Origin of the sequence: Mesorhizobium loti, assembly GCF_003148495.1 — a bacterium.
In the GTDB taxonomy this organism is placed as follows: domain Bacteria; phylum Pseudomonadota; class Alphaproteobacteria; order Rhizobiales; family Rhizobiaceae; genus Mesorhizobium; species Mesorhizobium loti.
Genome location: NZ_QGGH01000003.1, coordinates 635,554 through 658,537 on the forward strand (window position 1 = coordinate 635,554; position 22,984 = coordinate 658,537).

At 62.7% G+C, this 22,984-nt stretch carries 26 protein-coding genes; 14 read left to right on the forward strand and 12 right to left on the reverse strand.

Annotation, left to right across the window (positions count from 1 at the left end; all coding sequences use genetic code 11):
- Positions 1–24: 24 nt before the first annotated feature.
- The 4 genes from C8D77_RS16665 to C8D77_RS16680 form a co-directional block, all read right to left on the reverse strand.
- Positions 25–204 carry a hypothetical protein gene (locus C8D77_RS16665; protein ID WP_109665137.1) on the reverse strand — a complete coding sequence of 60 codons (180 nt, stop codon included), beginning with the start codon at positions 202–204 and terminating at the stop codon, positions 25–27.
- A 139-nt stretch (positions 205–343) separates the two neighbouring features.
- Positions 344–1,375, reverse strand: coding sequence for a sensor histidine kinase (locus C8D77_RS16670; protein ID WP_170136753.1), 1,032 nt, complete (start codon positions 1,373–1,375; stop codon positions 344–346).
- A 184-nt stretch (positions 1,376–1,559) separates the two neighbouring features.
- Positions 1,560–1,727: a DUF1328 domain-containing protein gene (locus tag C8D77_RS16675; RefSeq protein WP_013529282.1), complete on the reverse strand. Its 168-nt coding sequence runs from the start codon at positions 1,725–1,727 to the stop codon at positions 1,560–1,562.
- 205 nt (positions 1,728–1,932) lie between these two features.
- The gene (locus tag C8D77_RS16680; protein WP_109665145.1) at positions 1,933–2,727 is read right to left on the reverse strand and encodes a response regulator; all 795 of its coding nucleotides are present in this window, start codon (positions 2,725–2,727) and stop codon (positions 1,933–1,935) included.
- A gap of 223 nt (positions 2,728–2,950) precedes the next feature.
- Here C8D77_RS16680 and C8D77_RS16685 point away from each other — a divergent pair, with 223 nt between their 5' ends.
- Both C8D77_RS16685 and C8D77_RS16690 read left to right on the forward strand, forming a co-directional pair.
- Complete coding sequence (locus C8D77_RS16685) at positions 2,951–3,154, forward strand: NepR family anti-sigma factor (RefSeq protein ID WP_109665148.1); 204 nt, start codon at positions 2,951–2,953, stop codon at positions 3,152–3,154.
- 3 nt (positions 3,155–3,157) lie between these two features.
- Complete coding sequence (locus C8D77_RS16690) at positions 3,158–3,709, forward strand: sigma-70 family RNA polymerase sigma factor (protein WP_056587392.1); 552 nt, start codon at positions 3,158–3,160, stop codon at positions 3,707–3,709.
- Positions 3,710–3,742: 33 nt separating this feature from the next.
- Here the strand turns inward: C8D77_RS16690 and C8D77_RS16695 are convergent, their stop codons facing one another.
- Positions 3,743–4,147 carry a response regulator gene (locus tag C8D77_RS16695; protein ID WP_164548800.1) on the reverse strand — a complete coding sequence of 135 codons (405 nt, stop codon included), beginning with the start codon at positions 4,145–4,147 and terminating at the stop codon, positions 3,743–3,745.
- Between the two features lie 127 nt (positions 4,148–4,274).
- Here C8D77_RS16695 and C8D77_RS16700 point away from each other — a divergent pair, with 127 nt between their 5' ends.
- From C8D77_RS16700 to C8D77_RS16710, 3 genes are all read left to right on the forward strand, one after another.
- Entirely contained in the window at positions 4,275–5,036 is a 762-nt protein-coding gene (locus C8D77_RS16700; protein ID WP_109665157.1) for a Crp/Fnr family transcriptional regulator, read from the forward strand.
- 128 nt (positions 5,037–5,164) lie between these two features.
- Positions 5,165–5,491: an ElaB/YgaM/YqjD family protein gene (locus C8D77_RS16705; protein WP_109665160.1), complete on the forward strand. Its 327-nt coding sequence runs from the start codon at positions 5,165–5,167 to the stop codon at positions 5,489–5,491.
- 11 nt (positions 5,492–5,502) lie between these two features.
- A complete protein-coding gene (locus C8D77_RS16710; protein ID WP_109665163.1) occupies positions 5,503–5,967 on the forward strand; it encodes a hypothetical protein in 465 nt (154 codons plus the stop codon).
- Between the two features lie 13 nt (positions 5,968–5,980).
- On the opposite strand, the gene C8D77_RS16715 is transcribed toward C8D77_RS16710, so the two are convergent.
- On the reverse strand, positions 5,981–7,513 hold the full coding sequence (locus C8D77_RS16715) for a sensor histidine kinase (RefSeq protein WP_215732064.1): 1,533 nt from the start codon (positions 7,511–7,513) through the stop codon (positions 5,981–5,983).
- A 160-nt stretch (positions 7,514–7,673) separates the two neighbouring features.
- Between C8D77_RS16715 and C8D77_RS37635 the strand changes: the two genes are divergently transcribed.
- Positions 7,674–7,847 carry a hypothetical protein gene (locus C8D77_RS37635; protein ID WP_164548799.1) on the forward strand — a complete coding sequence of 58 codons (174 nt, stop codon included), beginning with the start codon at positions 7,674–7,676 and terminating at the stop codon, positions 7,845–7,847.
- A gap of 29 nt (positions 7,848–7,876) precedes the next feature.
- Here C8D77_RS37635 and C8D77_RS16720 read toward each other — a convergent pair whose 3' ends face one another.
- Positions 7,877–8,797 carry a diacylglycerol/lipid kinase family protein gene (locus C8D77_RS16720; RefSeq protein WP_109665166.1) on the reverse strand — a complete coding sequence of 307 codons (921 nt, stop codon included), beginning with the start codon at positions 8,795–8,797 and terminating at the stop codon, positions 7,877–7,879.
- A gap of 289 nt (positions 8,798–9,086) precedes the next feature.
- On the opposite strand from C8D77_RS16720, the gene C8D77_RS16725 reads away from it, so the two are divergent.
- Positions 9,087–10,430 (forward strand): PRC-barrel domain-containing protein, encoded by a 1,344-nt coding sequence (locus tag C8D77_RS16725; RefSeq protein WP_109665171.1) that lies wholly within the window; start codon positions 9,087–9,089, stop codon positions 10,428–10,430.
- A 60-nt stretch (positions 10,431–10,490) separates the two neighbouring features.
- Here C8D77_RS16725 and C8D77_RS16730 read toward each other — a convergent pair whose 3' ends face one another.
- Positions 10,491–12,062: an alkaline phosphatase family protein gene (locus C8D77_RS16730; protein ID WP_109665174.1), complete on the reverse strand. Its 1,572-nt coding sequence runs from the start codon at positions 12,060–12,062 to the stop codon at positions 10,491–10,493.
- 226 nt (positions 12,063–12,288) lie between these two features.
- Here C8D77_RS16730 and C8D77_RS16735 point away from each other — a divergent pair, with 226 nt between their 5' ends.
- From C8D77_RS16735 to C8D77_RS16750, 4 genes are all read left to right on the forward strand, one after another.
- Positions 12,289–13,221: a VOC family protein gene (locus tag C8D77_RS16735; protein WP_109665493.1), complete on the forward strand. Its 933-nt coding sequence runs from the start codon at positions 12,289–12,291 to the stop codon at positions 13,219–13,221.
- 4 nt (positions 13,222–13,225) lie between these two features.
- Positions 13,226–13,861, forward strand: coding sequence for an alpha/beta hydrolase (locus C8D77_RS16740; RefSeq protein ID WP_109665179.1), 636 nt, complete (start codon positions 13,226–13,228; stop codon positions 13,859–13,861).
- A 2-nt stretch (positions 13,862–13,863) separates the two neighbouring features.
- The gene (locus C8D77_RS16745) at positions 13,864–14,163 is read left to right on the forward strand and encodes a GNAT family N-acetyltransferase (RefSeq protein WP_109665182.1); all 300 of its coding nucleotides are present in this window, start codon (positions 13,864–13,866) and stop codon (positions 14,161–14,163) included.
- 144 nt (positions 14,164–14,307) lie between these two features.
- Positions 14,308–15,366, forward strand: a complete 1,059-nt coding sequence (locus C8D77_RS16750) for a dipeptidase (protein WP_109665187.1) — start codon at positions 14,308–14,310, stop codon at positions 15,364–15,366.
- A 6-nt stretch (positions 15,367–15,372) separates the two neighbouring features.
- Here C8D77_RS16750 and C8D77_RS16755 read toward each other — a convergent pair whose 3' ends face one another.
- Genes C8D77_RS16755 through C8D77_RS16770 form a run of 4 tightly spaced genes read right to left on the reverse strand, consistent with a single transcriptional unit; the run spans position 15,373 to position 20,085 of the window.
- The gene (locus C8D77_RS16755; protein ID WP_109665191.1) at positions 15,373–15,633 is read right to left on the reverse strand and encodes a hypothetical protein; all 261 of its coding nucleotides are present in this window, start codon (positions 15,631–15,633) and stop codon (positions 15,373–15,375) included.
- Between the two features lie 2 nt (positions 15,634–15,635).
- Positions 15,636–16,910 (reverse strand): aminomethyl transferase family protein, encoded by a 1,275-nt coding sequence (locus C8D77_RS16760; protein ID WP_109665196.1) that lies wholly within the window; start codon positions 16,908–16,910, stop codon positions 15,636–15,638.
- A gap of 3 nt (positions 16,911–16,913) precedes the next feature.
- Positions 16,914–18,479, reverse strand: coding sequence for a phytoene desaturase family protein (locus tag C8D77_RS16765; RefSeq protein ID WP_109665199.1), 1,566 nt, complete (start codon positions 18,477–18,479; stop codon positions 16,914–16,916).
- Positions 18,466–20,085 (reverse strand): phytoene desaturase family protein, encoded by a 1,620-nt coding sequence (locus C8D77_RS16770; RefSeq protein WP_109665202.1) that lies wholly within the window; start codon positions 20,083–20,085, stop codon positions 18,466–18,468. The genes C8D77_RS16765 and C8D77_RS16770 overlap by 14 nt, the downstream gene beginning before the upstream one ends.
- A 201-nt stretch (positions 20,086–20,286) precedes the next feature.
- Here C8D77_RS16770 and C8D77_RS16775 point away from each other — a divergent pair, with 201 nt between their 5' ends.
- The 3 genes from C8D77_RS16775 to C8D77_RS16785 are packed head-to-tail and all read left to right on the forward strand — an operon-like array spanning position 20,287 to position 22,913.
- Positions 20,287–21,081: a methyltransferase domain-containing protein gene (locus C8D77_RS16775; protein WP_109665205.1), complete on the forward strand. Its 795-nt coding sequence runs from the start codon at positions 20,287–20,289 to the stop codon at positions 21,079–21,081.
- A 6-nt stretch (positions 21,082–21,087) separates the two neighbouring features.
- Positions 21,088–21,801: a transcriptional regulator BetI gene (gene betI / locus C8D77_RS16780; protein WP_109665208.1), complete on the forward strand. Its 714-nt coding sequence runs from the start codon at positions 21,088–21,090 to the stop codon at positions 21,799–21,801.
- 29 nt (positions 21,802–21,830) lie between these two features.
- Positions 21,831–22,913, forward strand: a complete 1,083-nt coding sequence (locus tag C8D77_RS16785; protein ID WP_109665211.1) for an ABC transporter substrate-binding protein — start codon at positions 21,831–21,833, stop codon at positions 22,911–22,913.
- Positions 22,914–22,984 lie beyond the last annotated feature (71 nt).

The following is a 22,984-nucleotide window of genomic DNA, read 5'->3' on the forward strand; positions in this document are numbered from 1 at the left end:
CCAAGGCCGCAGGTTGCGCGGAGGTCAGTAAGCCAGCTGGAAGAGGACGGCCGCGACGATCAGCGCGGCAAGACCGAGAACGACAAGGCGCAACGAAGCGTGAGGAACAGGAGGCGGCGGCGGCGCGGATGCCTCGGAGTCTTCAAACTCGCCCATGGAGATCCGAGCGGCCTGTTCCAGTCTGTTCATGTCCGCAACCGTCAAGGCATTCCTCCCGCACCATGCTGCAAGTCCTGCTGCGGAAATGTTCGAAGATGCAACAGGTTCCAGCGGTATCTGGGAAATACAGCATCGGCTTTTATGGTGAACAGTCGGTTAAGGACTTGGCGCAGGTGCGGGTCGCTCAATCCGTCTCGAAATTGCCGTGCGGAACGACAAGGCGGTATTCGAGGCGACCGGCCGCGATTTCAAGCGTCGCCGTACCATTCAGCGACGCCGGCACGACCCGTTCGAGTGCGACACTTCCGAAGCGCTTCTCGCTACGCCTGTTGTCATTGGCTCCGATTGCTTCGGCCCATGTCAGAGATAGGGAGGTCCCAGTGTCGTCGGCGGTCAGGTTGGCTGTAACCTCTACGAATCCGTCGGGCTGCGACAGGGCGCCATAGCTCACCGAGTTGACCGCGAGCTCATGCATGGCAAGGCCGATATGCAGGGCAGCATTCGGATTGAGATAAGGGTTTGCTCCCTGAAAACGCAGGCTGCGAACCGGATCCCCGCCGTAGCGACCAACCTGCCCCGATACCAGTTCGCGAAGTGCAGCACCCCGCCAGTTGGAAGAGGTGACGAGATCCTGAGACGAAGCCAACGACTGCAGCCGGCCGCGAAAGCGTGTCAGGAAATCACCGATGCCATCGGAGTAGCGCCCGGTCTGGGTGGCTATGCTTTGAATGATCGCCAGCAGGTTCTTCGAGCGATGACTGACTTCGCGCAGCAGTGTTGTCAGGGTTTGCTCACGGCGCTTCTGCTCGGTCGTTTCGACCATCGTGGTGACGACGCCTTGCACCGTGCCGCCATCGCCGTGGTCGGCATCGATCCAGACTTGAAACCAGCGGATGCCATCCTCGACGGGAACGCTGATCTCCAGACGTTGCGGGTTGCCGGATGCGATGACGTCGCGCTTGGCCGCGCCAATGCGGTCGGCCTGCGCCGCCGGCAGGATGCCGTTGCTGTCGGCGGTGTCGGAAACCCAGGGCGCGCGCATGTTGCGCGCCCATACGGTTTTCATCTCCCGATCCTGGTAGAGAACGGAAATACCGGCATTGTGCAACGCATGGAGAAGAGCCCGTCCAAGCTGCATGCCGCTTTCGGCAGGATGCAGGGCGATGACTTCATCGCTTTGCACGTCGTCCTTCCTATCTCCGGTTCTGGAACGCATCGGCCAATCTGTCCACCCCAACTCAGGCTGAACGGCTCACGGTTGAATGGGTTCCAAAAGAGGTCTCCCGAAAATCAGCCGCCAAAAACGGTCCGCCGGACGGTGTCCTTTGCAGGATACCGCCCGGCGGTGGCTGGAAACCGTTTGAGGGGTGCGGCTTCCAGTGTTCGGTCGCCGTTCGTCCTCACGATGCCCGTTTGAACAGGCCCGCAAGAAGCGAAATGACCAGAAAGGCGAGAAAGATGAAAAACAATATCTGCGCAATGCCGGCAGACGTACCGGCGATGCCGCCGAAACCAAGCGCGCCGGCGATGATCGCCACGACGAGAAATACGAGCGCCCAGTAGAGCATGATCCATCTCCTTCGAATGGTGTAATGAAAACGTGGGTAGATGCGGTTTGTTCCACCCTTTGCCGAAAAAGGCGCTGCTTGCAAATCGTTCGGAGCAGGAGGCGTAGGAATTTCGCTGACGACGGTTCCGGCTTGTAAAAAGGCCGCCCGATGCATCGCATCGAGCGGCCTTCAATGTCGTGCCGTGCTGTCAGGGGCTGCGAGCCTATGCGGCGGCTTTCGCCTGACGGTCGAAGAACAGCGCCTGGCTGATCAGCGCCTTGACCATGTCGGGATTGAACGGCTTGGTGACCAGGAAGGCCGGCTCGGGGCGCTCGCCAGTCAACAGACGCTCGGGAAAGGCGGTGATGAAGATGACCGGCACCGACGTCGACGACAGGATCTCGTTCACGGCCTCGATGCCCGAACTGCCGTCGGCAAGCTGGATGTCGGCCAGCACCATCTTCGGCCGTGTCCTGCCGAACATCGTCACCGCCTCGGCATGGGTGCGAGCCGTTCCAACGACGCGGTGCCCGAGGCTCTCGACCATTTCTTCTATATCCATGGCGATCAGCGGTTCATCCTCGATGATCAGCACATCGGTTGCCACCTGACGGGATATCTCGTTGCTTGCCTGGGCAAGCAACTCTGAAAACTCCTGGTCGCCGACATCGAGGATCTCGGCCGCCTCATCCTCGCTGAAGCCTTCGACGGCAACAAGCAGGAAGGCTTGGCGCGGGCGCGGCGCAATTGCATTCAGATTGGCGGCGGCGCGCTGTTCCCATGCTGATTGCGCGTGTTCCTGTGGAACGCGGATGGCGACCGATGTGAACAGCTTGGCAAAAACCTTGTACAGAGCGATGCGGTCGCTCGATGCCTCGGGAAAGATTTCAACATCGGCGATGATGGCTTCGAGCATCGCGGCGACCAGCGCATCGCCACTCTCCTGCGATCCGGAAACGGCTCGCGAGAAGCGGCGCAGGAATGGCAGGTTTGGCGCGATGGTGGCGGATAAGCTCATGGTAAGACGTCTCCCTCAGAATGACGTGATTGCATAGATTGCAGGTCAAGCTGATTGCAAGCCCGGTCAAACAACGCCGATCTTGAGAAAAAGTTCCGGCCTTGATGGAACTAATGCGTCGGGACGGCGTTTGAGGTCGGGATGGGCAACCAGACGAGGGTGTCGCTTGCGTTGTGTTGAGTAATATTATGAGCGGCTTGGGCGCTGGGAATACAAGGGCAAAATGAAGGATATGACGAAAGATATTCTGGCTGGCGCCGAAAGCAGGCGCCGGAACGGTTCCGGTGACGCTCTTGGGCCGAATTCCGAAATCGGACGCAAACTCAAACAATATTACGACGAGCTGGTCTCCGACGATGTGCCGGATCGCTTTTCCCAGTTGCTTAGCCAGCTGGAACAGGCCGAACCCGCACAGAAAAAGGACTGAGGCATGGCTGCGGTCTCCCAAGGCTTCAAGACAGATCTGCTTGGGGCAATCCCAAGCCTGCGTGCCTTTGCGGTGTCGCTGACGCAAAACGCCGACAAGGCCGACGACCTCGTCCAGGAAACGCTGGTCAAGGCGTGGGACAAGCACGAAAGCTTCCAACCCGGCACCAATCTCAAGGCGTGGCTTTTCACCATCCTGCGCAATGAATTCTATTCGCAGATGCGCAAGCGTGGACGTGAAGTGCAAGATAGCGACGGCATCATGACGGCCAGGCTTGCTGTTCATCCCGCTCAGCATGGCCAGCTCGACCTGAAGGATTTTCGCGGGGCGCTGGAGCAATTGCCGGAGGACCAGCGCGAAGCCATCATCCTCATCGGCGCGTCGGGTTTCTCCTACGAGGAGGCCGCCGAGATTTGCGGTTGCGCGGTCGGGACGATCAAGAGCCGCGTCAGCCGAGCCCGCACGCGCTTGCAGGAGATCCTGAAAATATCAGGCGAAGACGAGTATGGCCCGGATGCGATTTCGACCCAGGTAACGGGCTCGCCGGCCAGCTGACCTGCGATCGCCAGGCGGGTAGGGGGGCGCGTCTCAACCTAGAGAGGCGCGTCCGCAGGCTGCCGCCACCGCTTGCACGAGGTCTTCACCCGAATAGGGTTTGCCGACCAGCCTGACGCCTGGAAAGGATGCCTTGATTTCATCGGCATCCGAATAGCCCGACGCAAACACGAAAGGTACGCCTGCCGCGCGCAGCCCCGAGGCGAAATCGAGTGTCGAGGCGCCACCCAGCATGAGGTCGACAATGGCCGCGTCGAATTGCGTGGCGACCTCCTGGCCATCGACCTCTGTCAGATCGCGGGCGATGACCACATCACCGGCGCCATGGTCACGGCAAAGCTGCTCGACATCCATGGCGATGAGAAATTCGTCCTCCAGGACGAGAATCCGCAATCCGTCAAGCAATGTGGGCACAGGCAACGACTCCTTGAAACGCATGGAGTCATGATCGCTAATTGGCCTGCTGTCATTTAAAAAAGACATGTGGCCGGCGGCGGAACCTCAATCCTTGCAACGCGTTGAAATGCAGCTCTTCCAAAGAGCGGGCTTTCGAAGAGGGGTCGAAATGTCAGCCCAGAACAATCGCGCCTTTTCCAACCTCCAGTACCCTTGCGAGAACTGCCCGTTGCGGCCGTTGCCGATTTTTCGCGACTTCGAAAAACAGGAGCTGGCCTTCATCAGTACATTTAAGAAGGGCGAACTCGCCGTCGACAAGGCGGCTACCGTGTTGGTCGAGGGTAGCCACAGCGCCCATCTCTACACCGTGCTCTCCGGGTGGGCGTTCCGCTACAAGCTGTTGCGAGACGGCCGCCGCCAGATCCTCAACTATCTCATGCCCGGCGATCTGATCGGCCTGCAGGGCAGTGTAATGGGCGAGATGCAGCATTCCGTCGAGGCCCTGTCGCCGATGCTGCTGTGTGTTTTCGAACGCGAGTATCTGCACGAGCTCTACCGCAATCATCCAGGGCTCGCCTACGACATCACCTGGATCGCATCGCGCGAAGAGCGCATGCTGGATGAAAATCTGCTCAGCCTCGGGCGTCGCAGCGCGATCGAGCGCGCTGCCTATCTTATCGCCTTCATCGCCAGCCGGGCCAAGGTCGTCGGGCTGAACGGCAAGCAGTCCATCCAGATACCGATCACGCAACAACACATCGCCGACACGCTCGGCCTGTCGCTGGTTCATACAAACAAGACGATCCGCAAGCTGATGGATCGCAAGCTGATCGTCTGGCGCGACGGCGGTTGCGAGGTCACAGACATTGAAGGGCTCAAGCGGCTCGCTGGCTGGGAAGGGCTGGGCGAGGCGCGCCGGCCGCTGATCTGACTAAGGCCTTTTTGCCAGAGCCGGCGGATCGGGTGCGCGCGGACGCGTTTTCGGCTACTTTGTCCCCAGTGCCGGAACCTTGAGGCGCGCGGCGCGTTTGAAATCGAGCAATCACAAGGAGTTAAGCCATGGCAACTGCCGCAGGAAAGACCGCAAACGACTCCCGTGCAAATGCGGACCTGGAAGCCGACATCAGGCAATTGAAGGCCGACATCGACAAGCTCACAAAGCAATTGGCCAAGACCGGCGAGCATGGCTATGGCACTGCCCGTCGCGCGGCCACGGAAGGTGTCGAGCAACTGCGCGCGCAGGGCGAAGCAGCCTTTGACAGTCTGCGCAGCAACGCCAAGGACATCGAAGCGCAGATGATGGCGAGCGTGCGTGAAAAGCCGGTGACGTCACTGGCGATCGCTGCCGGCGTTGGCTTCCTCTTCGCGCTCATTGCGCGTCGCTAGTCGCATTGCAGATGGGAATGCTGGCATCCCTGATTTCGGGTCTCGCCTCGGGCGAAACCGTTGCCGCCATGCGCCGGGCGCGCACGGCGGCAATCGTTTATGGGCTCGCCCTATCGGCAGCGCTCTGTGGTCTCGGCTTTCTGGTCGGCGCAGCCTATATCTGGTCGGCGATGCGCTACGGGTCGCTTGCCGCCGCACTGGGCTTTGGCGTCGGTTTTCTGGTGCTTGCCGGGCTGATCCTGTTGATTTACCAGATATCCGCAGGCTCGCGCGCCCGGCGCCGGGCGCAACGCCGCAATGCCGACATGAAGGCGATCGGCATCACCGCCGCACTCGCCGTGCTGCCGACACTGCTCAAGGGAAAAGGTGGTCTCGGCGTCATTCTGGGTCCAGCCGTAGCGCTCGCGGCTTACGCGATCTACCGCGAGAACGTGAAGCCGGGCGCAGACGATGGGGATGAAAGCGGGCGTAACTAAAGGCGCTGGGAGGTCACTTCGACAGGTCTTCCAGCGGCATCGATATTTCAGCAAACACCCCTTCCGGCCGGAACTCATGGGTCACTTCGCTTGAAATGACCTTGGCAAGGCTGCGGCGGATGAGGATCGAGCCGAAGCCGTGCCGTTCCGGCGGGGCGACTTGCGGGCCGCCGCTTTCGCGCCAGGTCAGCACAAGGCGGCGGGCACCCTTCCTGCCTTGCGTCTTCCACCCGAGATCAACCTTGCCTGATACCACCGACAGCGATCCATATTGCAGTGCATTGCTGCCCAGTTCATGCAGGATCAGGCCAAGCCCGACGGCCTGGTCGGGCGACAGCAGCAAGTCGTCGCCGGAGATCGTCATGCGCGGCTGCTCGGCCGTTTCGAATGGCCTGACCTCGATCTGGACGAGTTCACGGATGCCGATGCCGCGCCACTCGCGGTCCGACAACAGATTGTGGGCGATGCCCAGGGCCTGAAGCCGGGCGCCGAAGGCCTCGAGGAACTGGCTCGGCTGGCGGGCATGGCGCACGGTCTGTGTCGCCAGCGCCTGGACGGTCGCTAGCGTATTCTTGACGCGATGGTTGAGCTCACGCAGCAGCAGCCGTTGCCGCTCGTCGCCAAGCTTGCGCTCCGAGATGTCGTAGTTGACGCCGAAGATCAGCGTCGGCTTGCCGTCACCGTCACGCTCGATGACACGGCCGCGCGTGGCGAGCCAGCGCGGCGGATGAAAGCCCTTCACCCGGTATTCGCCGAAATAGTCGTCGCTGCCGGTCAAGGCGTCGCGAAAGCGGGTTTCGGTCTGGTAGACGTCGCGCGGATCGATGGCGGTGAGGATGTCGCGTGCCCGCAGCCGGTTCGAGCGCGGCAGGTTGAACAGCTCCGACAGCAAGGTGTCGCATTCGATGATGTCGGTGCGGATGTCCCACGCCCAGCTGGCGAGCGACGCCGCATCGAGCGCGATGGCGCGTCGTTTTTCCTCACGCACCAGTGCGGCCTCGGCGATGGCGCCGCTGCGGGTCGCGTCCTTCAAGGTGAACAGGCTGGCGGCGAGGCCGGCGAGCGCCTTCAACTGGTCGAGCTCGGCGCGGGATGGAAAGGCATGCCGCTTGCGGTCGAGAACGCAGAGCGTGCCGATGCGGGCACCTGCCACGACCATCGGCGCGCCGGCATAGAAGCGGACATGATGCTTGCCGGTGACCAGCGGGTTGGCGTTGAAACGTGGGTCCGTCGTTGCATCCGCCACCACCATCGGCTCTTCGCCGGCGGCAATCGCATGAGCGCAAAAGGAGATGTCGGTCGCGGTTTCGGTCTGGTCCAGGCCGAAGCAGGATTTGAACCACTGCCGCTCGTGGTCGACGAGCGTGACCAAGGCTATCGGCGCCTGCATTACCGCCGCGGCAAGGCTGCTGATGCGGTCGAAATCCGGGTCGGCCGCCGTATCCAGCATCTCCAGCCCGTGCAGCACGGCCAGCCGGTCTTCGGCACTGACCGCCAGCGCAACGTCAGCCGGCAGATCCGGCACTTTTTCCGCCTTGTTATTCACCCAGGTCCCCGTTGCCCTGTTTTGGTCTTCGTCGTCGCTTCGCCGGTCTGTCGATCCAGAACCAGCCGGCCGGCCGGAACCATCCTAGCGAGGAACCGTTACCCGACCATGTTGTTTTGCCGGACGCGCCAATTGGCGCAAACCGATCCGAGGGCCGACCATGATCAAGATCATTCCTGAGGACAAAGCCCGTCAGGGGCGCTGGGGCCGGCATGGCCTGCGCATTCTGATCGCTGCGTTGCTGCTGGCCTTTGTTGCTTGGGGGGCCGCCGAGATTTATGGCGAATTGATCAAGAAGGACACGACCCAACAGGGCAGTGCTCCCAGCGGCTAGCTTGTCGGCGGCAATGGGTATGAATCGCATCAGGCGGCCTTTGCCTCGGCGACGCTGGCCGGCACCAGGACATTGAGCGCGCCGGGCTGGATTTCGATCGTCGTTTCACGCTCAAGCCTGATCAGTTCTCCGTCCATCACGGCACGAAACTTCCGGCTCCCCGAGTGGATTTTCAGGACCGTCCTACCCGCCTGATGGATTTCGACATGTTCGTTGTCGCGCCATTTGCCGCGCGCCATGTTGAAGAAGAACTTGACCAGTTCGGCGCGCTGCTGCGCCACCGTGACATAGACGCCAAGCACGCCGCCCGCCGGGTTGTCGGCGTAAGGCAAGTGGCCTTCGCCGAACAAATTGTTGGTGATGCCGATGCCGGTAATGCGGGCCGCCATCTCGGCTTCGCCGATGCTGAGCGTCACGTTCATCGCCGGTGGATTGTTGATCGTCGCCCAAGCCGCCTTGGCCGAGGCACGGATCTTTCCCAGGCGAGAACCGAACTCCATTTTCTGGCGCAGTTGCACCATCTTCGCATGCATGCCGATCGAGAACTGGTGAACGAACGGCCGGCCGTTGGCGGTCGCTATGTCAACCGCGATGATTTCGCCGTCCGTGAAGGATTTGAGCGCGGCATCCAGGGACTGCGGAATGCCCAGCCCGCGCGCGAACAGGTTCATGGTGCCGGCCGGCAATATGGCAAGCGCCTTCTTCGTCCCCATCAACCGGGCGGCTGCGGCAGAAATGGTCCCGTCGCCGCCACCGGCCAGCACGACATCGACAGAGCGGCGTGAGGCCGCGCTGTCGAGCGTTTCCACCACATCCTTGCCGTCGACAATCTCGATGCTGAGAGAGTGGCCTGCCGTCTCCAGCGCCTGGCGCATCCTGTCGGAGAAAGCGGCAAGGTCAATGGTCCGCAAGGTGCCGCCGTCCCGGTTCAGCACCGCTGCGAATTTCATGCCCCACTCCGTTATTCGACCATGGTCGGACCGGGACAAAGACAAACCCAGCCATAGGCTGCAACGCGGCGAGGTGGGAAAGGTTCCGTGTGTGGCGAAATCCGCGATCGGGCTTAAGGCTGTGACGGAGACGCTTGTCGATTTCTTGCCACGGACTCCGCGCGCTTTTTGTCGGAACAACAGCATGCTCACGACGTTGTGAACTGTAGAAGTTGCCGCGTCAGATCTCCCCAGCGACGGGTTCAACCGGGCGCGGCGTGCACGAAATCACGCACCAGGAGAGACGATCATGATCCGCAATCTTCTAGCCACGACCGCACTCGCAACGCTGATCGCGACCGGCGCTCATGCGCAGAGCGCGACAACGCCGGCACCAGCGGAGGCGCCTGCCGTTCAGGAGCCGGCTGCCGCCGCTCCCCTGCCGCGCGCCGAGGGCAGCATTGTCACCAACATCATCGGTGAATCCGTCTACAACGGCACCGGCGACGATGCCGAGAGCATCGGCAAGGTCAGCGACGTCGTCTTCGACAAAGATGGCCAGGCGAAATCCGTCGTCATCGGCGTCGGCGGCTTTCTGGGTGTCGGAGCGAAGAACGTCGCTTTCGATTACGATAAGCTGCAATGGGCCGAAAAGAACGGCGATCGCTGGCTGGTTGCCCAGACGAGCAAGGACGAGCTGACGGCGCATCCGGAGTTCGACAGCAAGCCCTACGCTCCGGCACCAGCACCTGCTGCATCGACTGACGCAACAGCACCGACGGCACCCGCGACGACGGATACGGCGCAGAAGCCTGTCGACCTGAATGCGGCTCCGGCGGAACCCGTGAAGCGGGCCGACGGCAACCTTGCCACCAACATCATCGGCGAAACCGTTTACAACGGCACCGGCGATGACGCGCAGAACATCGGCAGCGTCAACGACATCGTTCTGACCAGGGAAGGCAAGGCCGAGTCGCTTGTCATCGGCGTCGGTGGTTTCCTTGGCCTCGGCGCCAAGAATGTCACCTATGATTTCTCCAAGGCGCAGTGGGCCGAGAAGAATGGCGACCGCTGGCTGGTGGCCCAGACCACCAAGGAAGAGTTGCAGGCGCAGCCGGATTTCAACCGCAAGGCCTATGATCCGGTACCCGCGACCACGGCATCCAACGAGCCGGCTGCAACCGCCCCGGCCGCTGTGCCGTCCGACGCCACGGCTCCTGCTGCCGCCCCCGCAGACAAGACGGCCGAGGCTCCGGCAACGACCACCCCTGATGCTTCGACTCCCGACCAGACGCAGACGGCGGCCATCGACAAGACCACGCTGACGGAACTGCCGGTTGGTGAGATCCGCGCCGACGATCTGAAGGGCACCACCGTCTACGGCGCCAACGACGCCAAGGTCGGCGAAATCGGCGATGTCGTGCTCGCGCCCGACAACAAGACCGACGCGGTGATCGTCGATGTCGGCGGCTTCCTCGGCATCGGCGAGAAGGAGGTTGCGGTCGGCGTGGACAACCTCAAACTCATGACCGACAAGGACGGCAAGAAGTATCTGTACACGACCTTCACCAAGGAACAGCTCAAGGCGCAAACCGCCTATGACAAGGGCAGTTATGCCGAGAAGCGGGATCAGCAGCGGATGATTGTGAAATAGGAATAGGCAGTAGGGCAGTAGGGCAGTAGGGCAGGACCGTCGTCGTACCGGTTCGGTTCCCTACTGCCTTATTCGCGTACTGCCCCGGGCGACGTGGCCGACAACGCCGTGTTCCGTCAGTTCAGCCAGCGCTAGCGACTGGTCAAGATGTTCAGCCCGCCAGGCGAGAAGCCGTTCGGCGAACTCCAGCCGCACGGCCAGATAAGCCGGGTGCTTGGCCAGATTGTTCAATTCACCCGGATCTGTTTCCAGGTCGAATAGCAGCGGCGGCAAGCCGCCGCCGAAATGCACATATTTGAATTTTTCGGTGCGGATGACGGCGAGGTTGCATTGACGTGAGGCGATGCCGAAATGGCGTTCGGCCTCGCCTTCGGCAATCGAGCGGAAATCGAACTCCCAATGCGCCGCATCGCGCCAGGCTGCTGGGCTCCCGCCGCTCAGGAACGGCTTCAGCGAGGTGCCGTCGAGGTGCGGCGCGGGATCCTCGCCGAGCAGGTCGAGGAGCGTCGGCCCAACGTCCACCGCCTCGGTGAAGCGATCGACGCTGTCGCCGCCCGCCTGGCCGTGGCGCGGATCGCGGATGATCAGCGGAATGTGGTAGCTGCCGTCGAAGTAGCCTCCCTTGCCCAGCATGAAATGGTCGCCCATCATCTCGGCATGATCTGAGGTGAGCACGATGATGGTGTCGTCCCACGCGCCTGCGGCCTTGACTGCTTGCCAGATGCGGCCGAGCTGCGCGTCGACCTCCGAGATCATGCCGTAATAGATCGCCCGGATGCGGCGGAAGTCGTCATCGCTCCAGTCGTGCACCTTGCCATTGGCGTCGGCACGGAACCTGGCCTGCTTCTGTCGGCCAATGTCATAGGCGAGGTAGGGATGGCTCTGCGCCTCTTCCTGCCAGCTTGCCGCGCGCCGGAAGGCCGGGCCATCGGCAGGTTGATACATCGTGTTGTAGGGTTCCGGCACGATGAAGGGCGGGTGCGGGCTGATGAAGGAAAGATGCGCGAACCACGGCGCGGCGTCGTCCTGCTCGCCAAGCCAGCGCGTGAATTCGCCGGTCAGGAAGGCGGCCGGGGTTTCGTCCCTTGAGTAGACGGGCGGGGCGTTGCTGACAGCGCCGGTCTTGTCGCCGTTCACCGGTCGATGGATGTCGGGAGACCCGGCGCTGGTGTCGATACCCCGCTGCTTCAGCCAGGACAGCCACTGTTTCTGATGTTCGGGCAGCAACTGGCGCACCGTAAAGCCTGGCAGCACGCCTTCATAACTTTGCAGCCCCGGGTCGCCCGGCGCCAGCAGGCGCGGATCGAGCGAGACATCGGTGTAGCCGAACAGCGTCGGATCATAGCCGAGGGCGCGCGCATGCAGCGCTATGTTGCCGTGTCGGGCGTCGAGCGGCGTGCCGTTGCGGCAGACGCGGTTGTTCATCTGGTAGAGGCCGGTGTAGAGGCAGGCGCGGGCCGGCGAGCAGGGCGCCGCACCGCCATAGTGCCGCTTGAACAGCACACCCTCTGCGGCCAGTGCGTCGGCATTCGGCGTCTTCACAACCGGATGGCCCGCAGACGACAGACAATCGCCGCGCCACTGGTCGCATGTGATCAGCAGAATGTTAGGCCGCCTGGTTTTTCCAATCACGCGCGATACTCTGTCCTGGGATGGTCGAACGCCGCTCATGGAACCGAATTCTGGCGCTGGCGCAAGCCTGTCACGTGAGTCAATTGGTGAACAGAACTCTTTGTATTGTTCACTTTTACAGCACAGTCCATTCTGTGTTTGCCGCCTTTGCCCAGAGCGGCCGCGTCCTCATATTGGCGTGGACAGCGGCGAGGGCCGCACAAGCACCAAGGGAAGGAGCAAGACAATGCTCGACCAGATCAAAGGCCTGCATCACGTCACATCGATGGCCAGGGATGCCCGCCAGAACAATGAGTTCTTCACCAAAAAGCTCGGCCAGCGCCGGGTCAAGAAGACCGTCAATTTCGACGCGCCTGATGTCTACCACCTTTATTACGGCGACGAGGCCGGGACGCCCGGTTCGGTGATGACCTATTTTCCGTTCCCCGACATCGGCAAGGGCCGGCATGGCGTCGGCGAAGTCGGCACCACGGTCTACTCGGTGCCGGAAGGCACGCTCACCTACTGGGAAAAGCGTTTTGCCGATGAGGGCGTCACCGGCCTGTCGCACGAAGAGACATTCGGCGAGAAGCGTCTGGCCTTTGCCGGACCGGACGGCGACGGCTTCGCGCTGGTCGAGGACAAGGCTGACAGCAGAGCGCCATGGGCGAAAGGTGGTGTTCCCACGGACGAGGCCATCAGAGGCTTCCACTCGGTGTCGCTCCGGTTGAAGGATGGCGACGCCACTGAGGAGCTGCTGAAGTTCATGGGCTATGAGGAAGTCGACAGGTCCGGCAACGTCAGGCGGCTGGCGGTGAAGAACGGCAATGGCGCCGATGTCGTCGATATCGAATCGCTGCCGGCTGCTGCCTTCGCCGATCTCGGCGCCGGCTCCGTCCATCACGTCGCCTTCGCCGTCGAGAATCGCGCCAAGCAGCTCGAAGTGCGCAAGGCGTTGATGGATACCGGCTATGGCGTGACGCCGGTGATCGACCGCGACTATTTCTGGGCGATCTATTTTCGCACGCCGGGTGGCGTGCTGTTCGAAGTGGCCACCAACGAGCCGGGTTTCGATCGCGATGAGGACACCGCTCATCTCGGCGAGGCGCTGAAGCTGCCGACGCAGCACCAGCACCTGCGGCCCTATCTCGAACAGCATCTGCAGAAGCTGGAAGGCTGAGGTCATGAGCAAGGACGCTTACATCCACAAGTTGCTGCCCGGTTCGCCGGGCGGTCCACTGCTGTTCGTCTTCCATGGCACGGGAGCCGATGAGAACCAGCTTCTGTCGCTGGGGCGCGATCTCGCGCCCCAGGCAACCATCATCTCGCCGCGCGGCGATGTGTCCGAACAAGGTGCTGCGCGCTTCTTTCGCCGTACCGGCGAGGGCGTCTACGACATGGACGATCTGGCACGGGCGACGGACAAGATGGCGGGCTTCGTCAAGGCGCATGTCGAGGCGGCCCATGTCGGGGCGGCAAAGCCGTCGATCGTGCTTGGTCTCGGCTACTCCAACGGCGCCAACGTCCTGGCCTCGGTGGTGTTTGCGGCACCGGCGCTGTTCGACGCCGCGGTGCTGATGCATCCGCTGATCCCGTTCGAACCGGAGGTGAAGGGCAGTCTCGCCGGCCGCCATATTCTGCTGACCGCCGGCAAGCGCGATCCGATCTGCCCGCCGAACCTGACGACGCGGCTCGAAGCCTATTTGCGTGCCGACGGCGCCGATGTCACAGTGGAGTGGCATGAAGGCGGGCACGAGGTGCGGCCAAACGAGATCGAGGCGGCGCGGCGGTTCTTTGCCGATGCTGCCCAAGGAGTATAGCGATGCCTGACCAACTGCCTGAGATCGAGCTTGAGGATCGCGGTTCCAAGGGTCGCTATGTCCTGCGCGGGCCCGGTGGCGCCGAGGCCGAGATGACCTTCACCAAGATCGGCGAGCACCAGATCATCATCGACCATACCGAGGTGCCGGACGCATTTCGTGGCCAGGGTGCCGGGCTTCGGCTCGTCACCCGCGCCGTCGAGGATGCGCGGGCGGCAGGCAAGAAGATCATCCCGCTCTGCCCCTTCGCCAACGCCCAGTTCCGCCGCCATCAGGAGTGGGCCGACGTGCTGAAGCGGTAGGATTTTCGTCACCGGGAAACGGCGCGGCAAGTGGCTGCCATCCCACCGGGATGGCTTTGGCATTTGCGCGGGTGGCACATCCTGCCTAAGTAGATATGGTGTATCTCAGCCCCCTTGCCGACAAACGAACCGAATGATCCCCGTATGACCGAAACCGACCTCGTTCCCGTCTTCGACGGCCACAACGATACGTTGCTCAGACTCTACCAGTCGAAAGACACGGACGTCGAAAAGCTGTTCATCGAGGGGAAATCGGGCGGTCATATCGACCTGCCGCGTGCCAAGGCCGGTGGCTTTGCCGGCGGCATGTTCGCCATCTTCCCGCCGCCAGTCGAGAAATCCAGGCGCAGCGCCGTTCCCCTGGCGCCGAGCGCTGCCGAGCCGCTGCCGCCCGAGGTTCCGCGCAATGATGCGCTGGCCTCGACGATCGCGATGGCCTCGATCCTGTTTAGGCTGGAACGGGCCGGAGCGCTCACCGTCTGCCGCAGTGCCGGCGATGTGCGCAATGCCATGACGCAGGGTTCGATCGCTGCGGTGTTCCACATCGAAGGGGTCGAGGCGATCGATCCCGAGCTCACCATGCTCGACGTGCTGCACGCAGCCGGCCTGCGCTCGCTTGGCATCGTCTGGAGCCGGCCGAATGCTTTCGGCCACGGCGTGCCGTTCCGCTTTCCGTCCTCGCCCGACACCGGGCCCGGCCTGACCGATGCGGGCAAGGCGCTGGTCAAGGCCTGCAACCAGCTGAAGATCATGATCGACCTCTCGCATCTCAACGAGAAGGGTTTTCGCGATGTCGCCGCGCTCAGCGATGCGCCGCTGGTCGCCACCCATTCCAACGTGCATGCGATCTGCGGCCATTCGCGCAATCTCACCGACTGGCAGCTCGGCGCGATCCGCGAGTCCGGCGGCATGGTCGGACTGAACTTCGCCACAGGCTTCCTGCGCGAGGACGGGCGCATGAATGCCGACACCAGCCTCGACATCATGGTGCGCCATGTCGATTCGTTGCTGCAGGCTCTGGGTGAAGACGGCGTCGGCCTCGGCTCCGATTTCGACGGCGCCATGATCCCGGCCGTCATCGGCGACGTCGCCGGCCTGCCGAAGCTGATCGATGCCTTGGCGGCACGTGGCTTCGGCCGCGCGCTGATCGAAAAGATCGCCTATCGCAACTGGCTTGGCATGCTCGAGAAAACGATAGGTTAGAACGACTTATTGGAAGCCCATGCGCTTCAGCCAGTCCTTGCCGACACCGCGATCGCGGATGATCGGCAGCGGATCTTCCGAATCGAGCCGCGCGCAGATGCGGTAGACTTCGAGCGTCTCGGAGGTCATCTCGTCGCGCTTGTAGAAGAACATGGCGGCGGCATAGCGCGTGCGGCCGGACCACTTCTCGCCGAGCGGTGTGTTGACCAGCTCCCACTGTTCGGCGGCTTCCCCATCTTCTTGCTGCTTGTCGGCTTCGTCGGTCATGATCAGAAGTCCGCCGGCGGATTGGCAGTGCGGCGGTCGAGCTTGATGAACGGACGCGCCACCACCTTGGCTCGCTTCATCAGCTTCTGATACTGCAGCTCGCGCATGGCGTAGATCTCGACCCAGAGGTCCTCGACCATGGTATCACCGTATGGCCGCGCCAGCGAGGCGATGGCGATGTTGCGCTTGGCCATCGGCGACCACATGGCGGCGCTGACCAGGCCAACCTCGTGGGCTTTCTTGTGGTAGACGATGGCGTGTTCGGCAGGGATGTTGCCTTCGATCTCCAGCCCGACCAGCACATAGCGCAATTTGCGTTTCGCTCTCGCCTCGAGGATGGCACGGCGGCCATTGAAATGGCCCTTTTCCAGATCGATCATGAAGCCGAGCCCGATCTCGTCGGGCATGCGCAGGCGGTCGGCGCGGATGGCGTGCTCGGCGGTTGTGAAATCCGCATTGGCAACGATCAGCCCTGCCTCCAGACGGGCGCGGTTGAGCGCGGTGTAGCCGATGGCGCGGATGCCGCGCAGGTCGCCCGATGTCATCAGCCGGTCCCACAGGCTCAGCGCCATGTCGGCTGAAACGAACAGCTCGTAGCCGAGATCGCCGGTGAAGCCGGTGCGCGAGATGGTGACCTGGGTGTTTCCTTGGGGGCCGCCATCATGCGGGAAGTCGGCGAGGTCGAATATTTTCAGCCTCTCGACGCCGGCAAAGCCAGCATCGCGCAGCACCGCAAAGGAGGTCGGGCCTTGCAAGGCGAGGCCGGCCACCGCCTCAGTCTCTTCCTCAACGATCACATCGAAACCGACGGCGCTGTCGAGCAGCCAAGGCAGATGCCGCTCTTGCGAACACAGCCGGAAGCGGGTCGGCGACAGACGGAACAGTGTGCCGTCATCGAGGACGAAACCCTCGTCGTCGCACCAGGCTGTGTAGTGGACGCGGCCGGGCCTGAGCTTGGTGACATCGCGCAGCGTCACGCGGTTGAGCAAGGCTTCGGCCTCCGGCCCCTCGATCCGGTATTTGGTCATCGGCGAAATGTCGAACAGGGCCGCCTGGCTGCGGATGGCGAAGTATTCAAGCTCCTCGTCCCACAGCGAGTGGGGGGCGCGGTAACCGGCCCAATTGTACCAGTCCTGGGTTCTGGCCAGCGCGTCGATGCGCGGCTGGAATGGCGTGCCCAGACGCAGCGTGTGGAAATGAGCCTGTGCTGCGATGCGGGCGGAAACGGGCGCGCCGGCTGCCTTTGCGACGGGTTTCTTCTTGGTTGCCTGGGCCATGGCCTATCCCTTCATCGCGATGATGCGTCGTGCGGCGTTGAGGCCAGGTGCGCCGGAGACGCCGCCGCCGGGATGCGAGCCAGCGCCGGCCAGGAACAGCCCATCGATCGGCGTGTCGTAGCCGGACCAGCCGGAGACGGGGCGCGAGACCAGCATCTGGTCAGCCTGCAATTCGCCATGATGCCAATGGCCGCCCGGCATGCGATAGCGCGTCTCGATATCGGCCGGCGTCAAAAGCTCGGCGTGGATCACGCTCTTGCCGATGCCGGGCGCGTAGGACTCGAGCTGCGCCATAACAGCCTTGAGGAATTTCGGCTTGCCGGCATCCCAACCCTCCTTCAGCGCATAGGGAGCGTATTGCAGGACCGCCGACAGCACGCAGGCGCCGCTGGGTGCGAGTGACGGGTCGGCGAGGCTTGGCAGCGTGATCTCCATCACCGGCTCCGGCGAGAACTCGCCATATTTGGAGGGATTGAAGGCGCGCTCCACGTGATCGGGCGAGGGGGCGATGACCAGCCGGCCCTTGTGGCCGGCGGCATCGACACCGGTGAATTGCGGCGGCCGGTCGAGCGCCAGATTGAGCTTGGCCGTATCGCCCTTCATGCGAATGTTCTTCACCTTGCGCACGAAACCAGTGTCGATCTCGCGCGGTCCGACGAGGTCGAGGAAAGTCGTCGCCGGATTGATGGCGGAGACGATCGTGCTCGCGTGCATCACCTCGCCATTGTCGAGCGCGACACCGGCGGCGCGGCCTTTCTCGACGATGATTTTTGCCACGGGCGCCAATGTGCGGATTTCGACGCCGGCCTTCTCCGCCGAGGCACGGATGGCAGTGACGACCGCGCCCATGCCGCCTTGCGGCAGGACCTGCGCGCCGGCCGCACCATCGGTCTCGCCGGCCAGCCGATAGTAGAGGCCGAGCAATGAGGTTGGCGAGCGCGGACCGAGATGGCTGCCCAGCGTTGCGTCGAAAGCCAGCAGGCCCTTCAGCCTGATGTCGGTGAGCTGTTCATCCAGCAGGTCGGCAACGTTCATCAACAGCACGCGCAGGAAGTCGCGCATGTCTTCCTTGCCAAGTTTCTTCAACGCCAGCGCGGTCTGGCCGAGTGAAACGGTTTCCAGCAGCGACATGCCGGCGAGATCGGGCGGCCGGCGGTAGAGGAACGGCTTCAGGATGCCGGCATAGCGCAGCAGCTGCGCGCGCAGTCCCTTCCAGGCCGATTGCTCGGACGAACTGGCGCCAGTCAGCACCTCGCCATAGGCGCCATGCAGGACAAGCGGCGGGCCGTCTTTCGACAGCGCCACCGACGGCATGAAGTCGGCGCGACCAAATTGCAGCCCGTGCTTTTCCAGCTCCAGCGTCTTCACCACGTCGGGATGCAGCCGGTTCAGCAGATGGGCAATGGAGGATGCGCGAAAGCCGGGCGCGAATTCTTCGGTGCGCGCGGCGCCGCCGACTTCGCTTCCGGCTTCCAGCACCAGCACCTTGCGGCCGGCTTTGGCCAGCGTGGCAGCAGCGACGAGGCCATTGTGGCCGCCGCCAATGATGATTGCGTCAAATGACGTCATGGGCCGGGCTCATGTGGGAGGTCGACTTGGCGAGATCGCGCAGGATTTCCGCCGCGGCATTGCGGCCGGGCGCACCCATGACGCCGCCGCCGGGATGGGTCGAGGAGCCGCACATATAGAGCCCATCGACCGGCGAACGGTACTGCGCGTAGCCCGGAACCGGACGGTTGAACAAAAGCTGGTCGAAGGTCAATTCGCCCTGGAAGATGTTGCCCTCGGTGAGGCCGACTTCCGCCTCGATCTCGCGCGGCGTGCGCACCTCCATGTGGACGATGCGGTCGCGGAAGCTAGGCGAGTATTCAGCGATCTGGGCAATCACGCTTTCGGCGAAGCCGTCGCGATCGGCATCGGTCCACTCGCGGCCGCCGATCTTGGGCGGGGCGTATTGCACGAAGCAGCTCATGAAATGCTTGCCGGGCGGCGCCATGGTCGGGTCGAGTGTCGTCGGGATGACCATGTCGAGGAAGGGATCGACCGACCAGCGCCCGGCCTTCCAGTCGTCATAGGCGCGCTCCATTCGCTCCATCGAATCGGTGAAATGCATGTCGCCGCGATAGACCGGCGAATCCTTCGGCAGCGCTGGGAATTCCGGCAGCGAATCGAGCGCGATGTTGACCTTGCCGGACGAGCCGCGGATCTTGAAGTTCCTCACCCGGCGCAGGAAGATCTCGGGCAGTTCCTTTTCCTCGACCAGCTTGAGGAAGGTGCGCTTCACGTCGGCGTTGGAGACGACGAGCTTGCCGTAAATCTCCTCGCCGCCGGCCAGCACCACGCCTTTGACCTTGCCGCGCTTGACCAGCACACGGTCGACCTCGGCGCCGGTGCGGATGGTTCCGCCCGACGCCTTGAAGGATGCCGCGAGTGCCTTGGTGACGGCGCCCATGCCGCCGCGCGCATAGCCCCAGGCACCGACCGAGCCGTCGACCTCGCCCATATAGTGGTGCAAAAGCACGTAAGCCGTGCCGGGCGACATCGGCCCGAGCGCGGTGCCGATGATGCCGGACAAAGCGAAGTTCGCCTTGATGACATCGGTCTCGAAATACTCGTCGAGGAACTCCGAGATCGACATGGTCCAGAAGCGCAGCGTCAGCGCCATTTCCTGCGCCGACAGGCCGGCGAATTTCTTGCCGAGATAGAGCAGTTCGCCGAGGTCGCGCGGCCGCAGGCTGGTCGGGTCGGGCGCGGTACGCATCAACAGCGGCTGGATGAAGCGGCACTGCCGCGTCACGTCGCGGGCATAGCGGTCATAGGCTTCCGCATCGCGCTTGGAGAAGCGGGCGAATTCGCGCCGGTGCGCATCGCGGTCGCGGTAGTTGGCGAGGTAGTCGCCATCCCGGGTGAACACCGCGCCGCCCTCGTATGAGATGACCTGCAGGCCGAAGCGAGGCAGTTCGAGGTCGCGCATGATCTCAGGGCGAAACAGCGAGCAGACATAGGAGCAGTTGGAGTAGAGGAAGCCCGGTGTCAGTTCCCTGCTCGTGGCGGCACCGCCGACCCAGTCGTTCTTCTCGACCACCAGCACGTCGAGGCCGGCGCGCTGCAGGTAGCAGGCGTTGACCAGTCCGTTGTGCCCGCCGCCGATGATGATCGCATCCCAAGCTTTCATTTTGGCCCAGTCTTCCCGCGCGACCCGCTCTTCATTTTTGCGTGATCTGTTCCCGAATGCGCGGAATTTGGCACGGTATCAGCCATTCTGTCCAGTCATACTGAATGAATGTTCAACAAATGGTGTTGCGTTTTCTCAGCCTTGAGATACGCTTTGCGGGCTTTCCAAAGTGCTTAAATCGGCTGACGGGGACGACATCCGATGATTGAGACGGCAGATGCCGAGCCGGAGTATGACGACACTACCATCCGCTTCCTCGAGTTGCTGTGGGGCGACGGCTATCTGTCGCCGGGAGGCCCGGACGAGGTCGACCGGGTGGTTGAAGGGCTTTCGCTCAAGGACAAGACGATCCTCGATATCGGCTGCGGCTCCGGCGGCATCACGCTGCATCTGGTCGAGCGCCACGGCGCCGCTCACGCTACCGGCTTCGATGTCGAACAGCCGGTGATCGAAACGGCGAGGCAGCGAGCCGCCGCGCGTGGGCTCGCGGATCGTGTCAGCTTTATCCAGGCGCCACCGGGACCGCTGCCTTTCGCCGATTGCTCCTTCGATGTCGTCTTCTCCAAGGATGCGTTGCTGCACGTGCTAGACAAGGACGCGCTGTTTGCAGAAATCTTCCGGGTTCTCAGGCCGGGCGGCGTCTTTGCCGCCTCCAACTGGATGATCTCACATGACGGCGAACCGTCACCCGAGATGAGGGCCTATATCGCGGCGGAAGGGCTGTCCTTCGCCATGGCATCGCCGGCGCGCTATGCGCAGGCGATGCGTAGCGCCGGCTTTGCCGATGTCACTGCCAGGGATCGCAATCCCTGGTATCGCGACGTCGCGCGCGGTGAGCTGGAAAAGCTGAAAGGGCCGCTCTACCCGATGGTCGCCGCCGAGGTTGGCGCAGCCTATGTCGACAAGAACATACGAACCTGGGAAGCCATGCAGAAGGTGCTTGACAGTGGTGAGCACCGTCCCACTCATCTTCGCGGTCGAAAGCCGGTTGGATAGCCGGCGATGCTGGAGACCATCAGACCCATGAAGACTTCAGTCGCCAGGGAAGCCCTCCTTGAATCGGCGCGGAAAAGCGAGGCCGAAAAGCGCGGACGCAAGGCCTCGAAGGAGGTCAGGCAGCTTCAGCTCATCGAGGCGACGATCGATTCGCTGGCCAAGCGCGGCTATTCGGAAACGACGATGGCCGATGTTGCCGACGGCGCGGGCCTGTCGCGCGGCATCGTCAATTTCCATTTCGAGAGCAAGGAAAAGCTGCTCATCGCGACCTTGCAGCATATGTATGACGAGTATTCGTCGCATTGGCGCAACGCCCTGCAGAAGGCGGGCGATGACCCCGCCGATCAGCTTCACGCGTTGGTCTCCGCCGATTTCGACCGGTCGATCTGCAACAAGCGCAAGCTCGCCGCCTGGTGTGCCTTCTGGGGCGAGGCCAAGTCGCGGCCGACCTACCAGGCGCTGAGCAGTGCGCGCGATGCCGTCTACCAGACCATCTTCATCGACCTGTGCGCGACGCTGAAGCAAAGCGGCTCCTATGCCTATGAGCCGCAGGTCATGGCGCTGGCGCTTAGTGCGATGCTGGAAGGGTTGTGGCTGCGGTTGATGATGGGGACCGAGGACACCACGCGCGAGACCGCCTTGCAGGCGGCCAATGAATTCCTGTCGGTGGCCTTCCCGAAGCACTATCCGTCGAAGGCCGCCGGCGCGACAAAACCATAAGAACACCAGAACAGACAGAGGATGGAACAATGAAGAAACTAACCCGACGCCTGACATTGACCCTGGCGCTGACTGGTGCGCTGGCGGCTTCGGCCGCGGCACTTGCGGTCGCCGCCGACAAGGACCTGATCGTGTTCGACTGGTCAGGTTATGAAGACCCCAGCTTCCACCCGAAATATGTCGAGAAGAACGGCGACTCGCCGACCTTCGCCTTCTTCGGCGACGAGGACGAGGCGTTCGAGAAGGTGCGCTCCGGCTTCAAGGCCGATCTCGGCCACCCCTGCTCGCAGAGCGTGGTAAAATGGCGCGAGGCCGGCCTGCTGCAGCCGCTCGACCCGTCTAAGATCACGGGCTGGAAAGACCTCAATCCCGGCATCATGGCGATGAAGGATCTTGCCACGACATCGGACGGCAAGGCCTGGTTCATGCCCTGGGACTGGGGCAATACCCAGCTCACCTACAACACCTCCAAGATCGATGCCAAGGACGTGCAGTCGCTGAAGGCTTTTGCCGATCCCAAGTTCAAGGGCAGGGTGTCCATCGGCGACAATGTCGACGATGCCTATGCGCTGGCGAGCCTCGCCATAGGCCTCAAGGACTGGACCAAGATGACCGACGACCAGTTCAAGCAGGCATCGGATTTCCTACGCCAGGTGCACAAGAACGTCCGCTCCTACTGGACCGACACGACCGACGTCGTGCAGCTGCTGAGCGGCGGCGAGGTCGATCTCGCCTGGGCCTGGAATGACGCAACAGTGCAGTCGGTCGCCGCCGGCGTGCCGATCATGGCGAAGAAGGACACCGACGAAGGCATCTCGACCTGGGTCTGCGGCTATGTGCTGTTCAAGGAAGCGCCCGGCAATGTCGACAAGGCCTATGACTATCTGAACGCCGTCAACGACCCGGAGACCGCCAAGGTGCTGGTCAAGGACTGGGGCTACGGCCAGGCCAATGCCAAGGGCATGGCCGGCGTCGACCAGGCGGTCTTGAAGGAAAAGGGCTATGACGACGTGCAGAAATTCATCGACAAGACGCTGTTCCAGTCGCCGGTGCCTTCCGACCTCAAGCTCAAGATGATCGCCGAATTCGAGAAGATCAAAGCCGGGTACTGAGCCCTTGTTCCGGGCGTCCTGTCTGCGCGTCGATAGGGCGGCAGACGGGCTCGCCAAAGTCTGGGAATTCT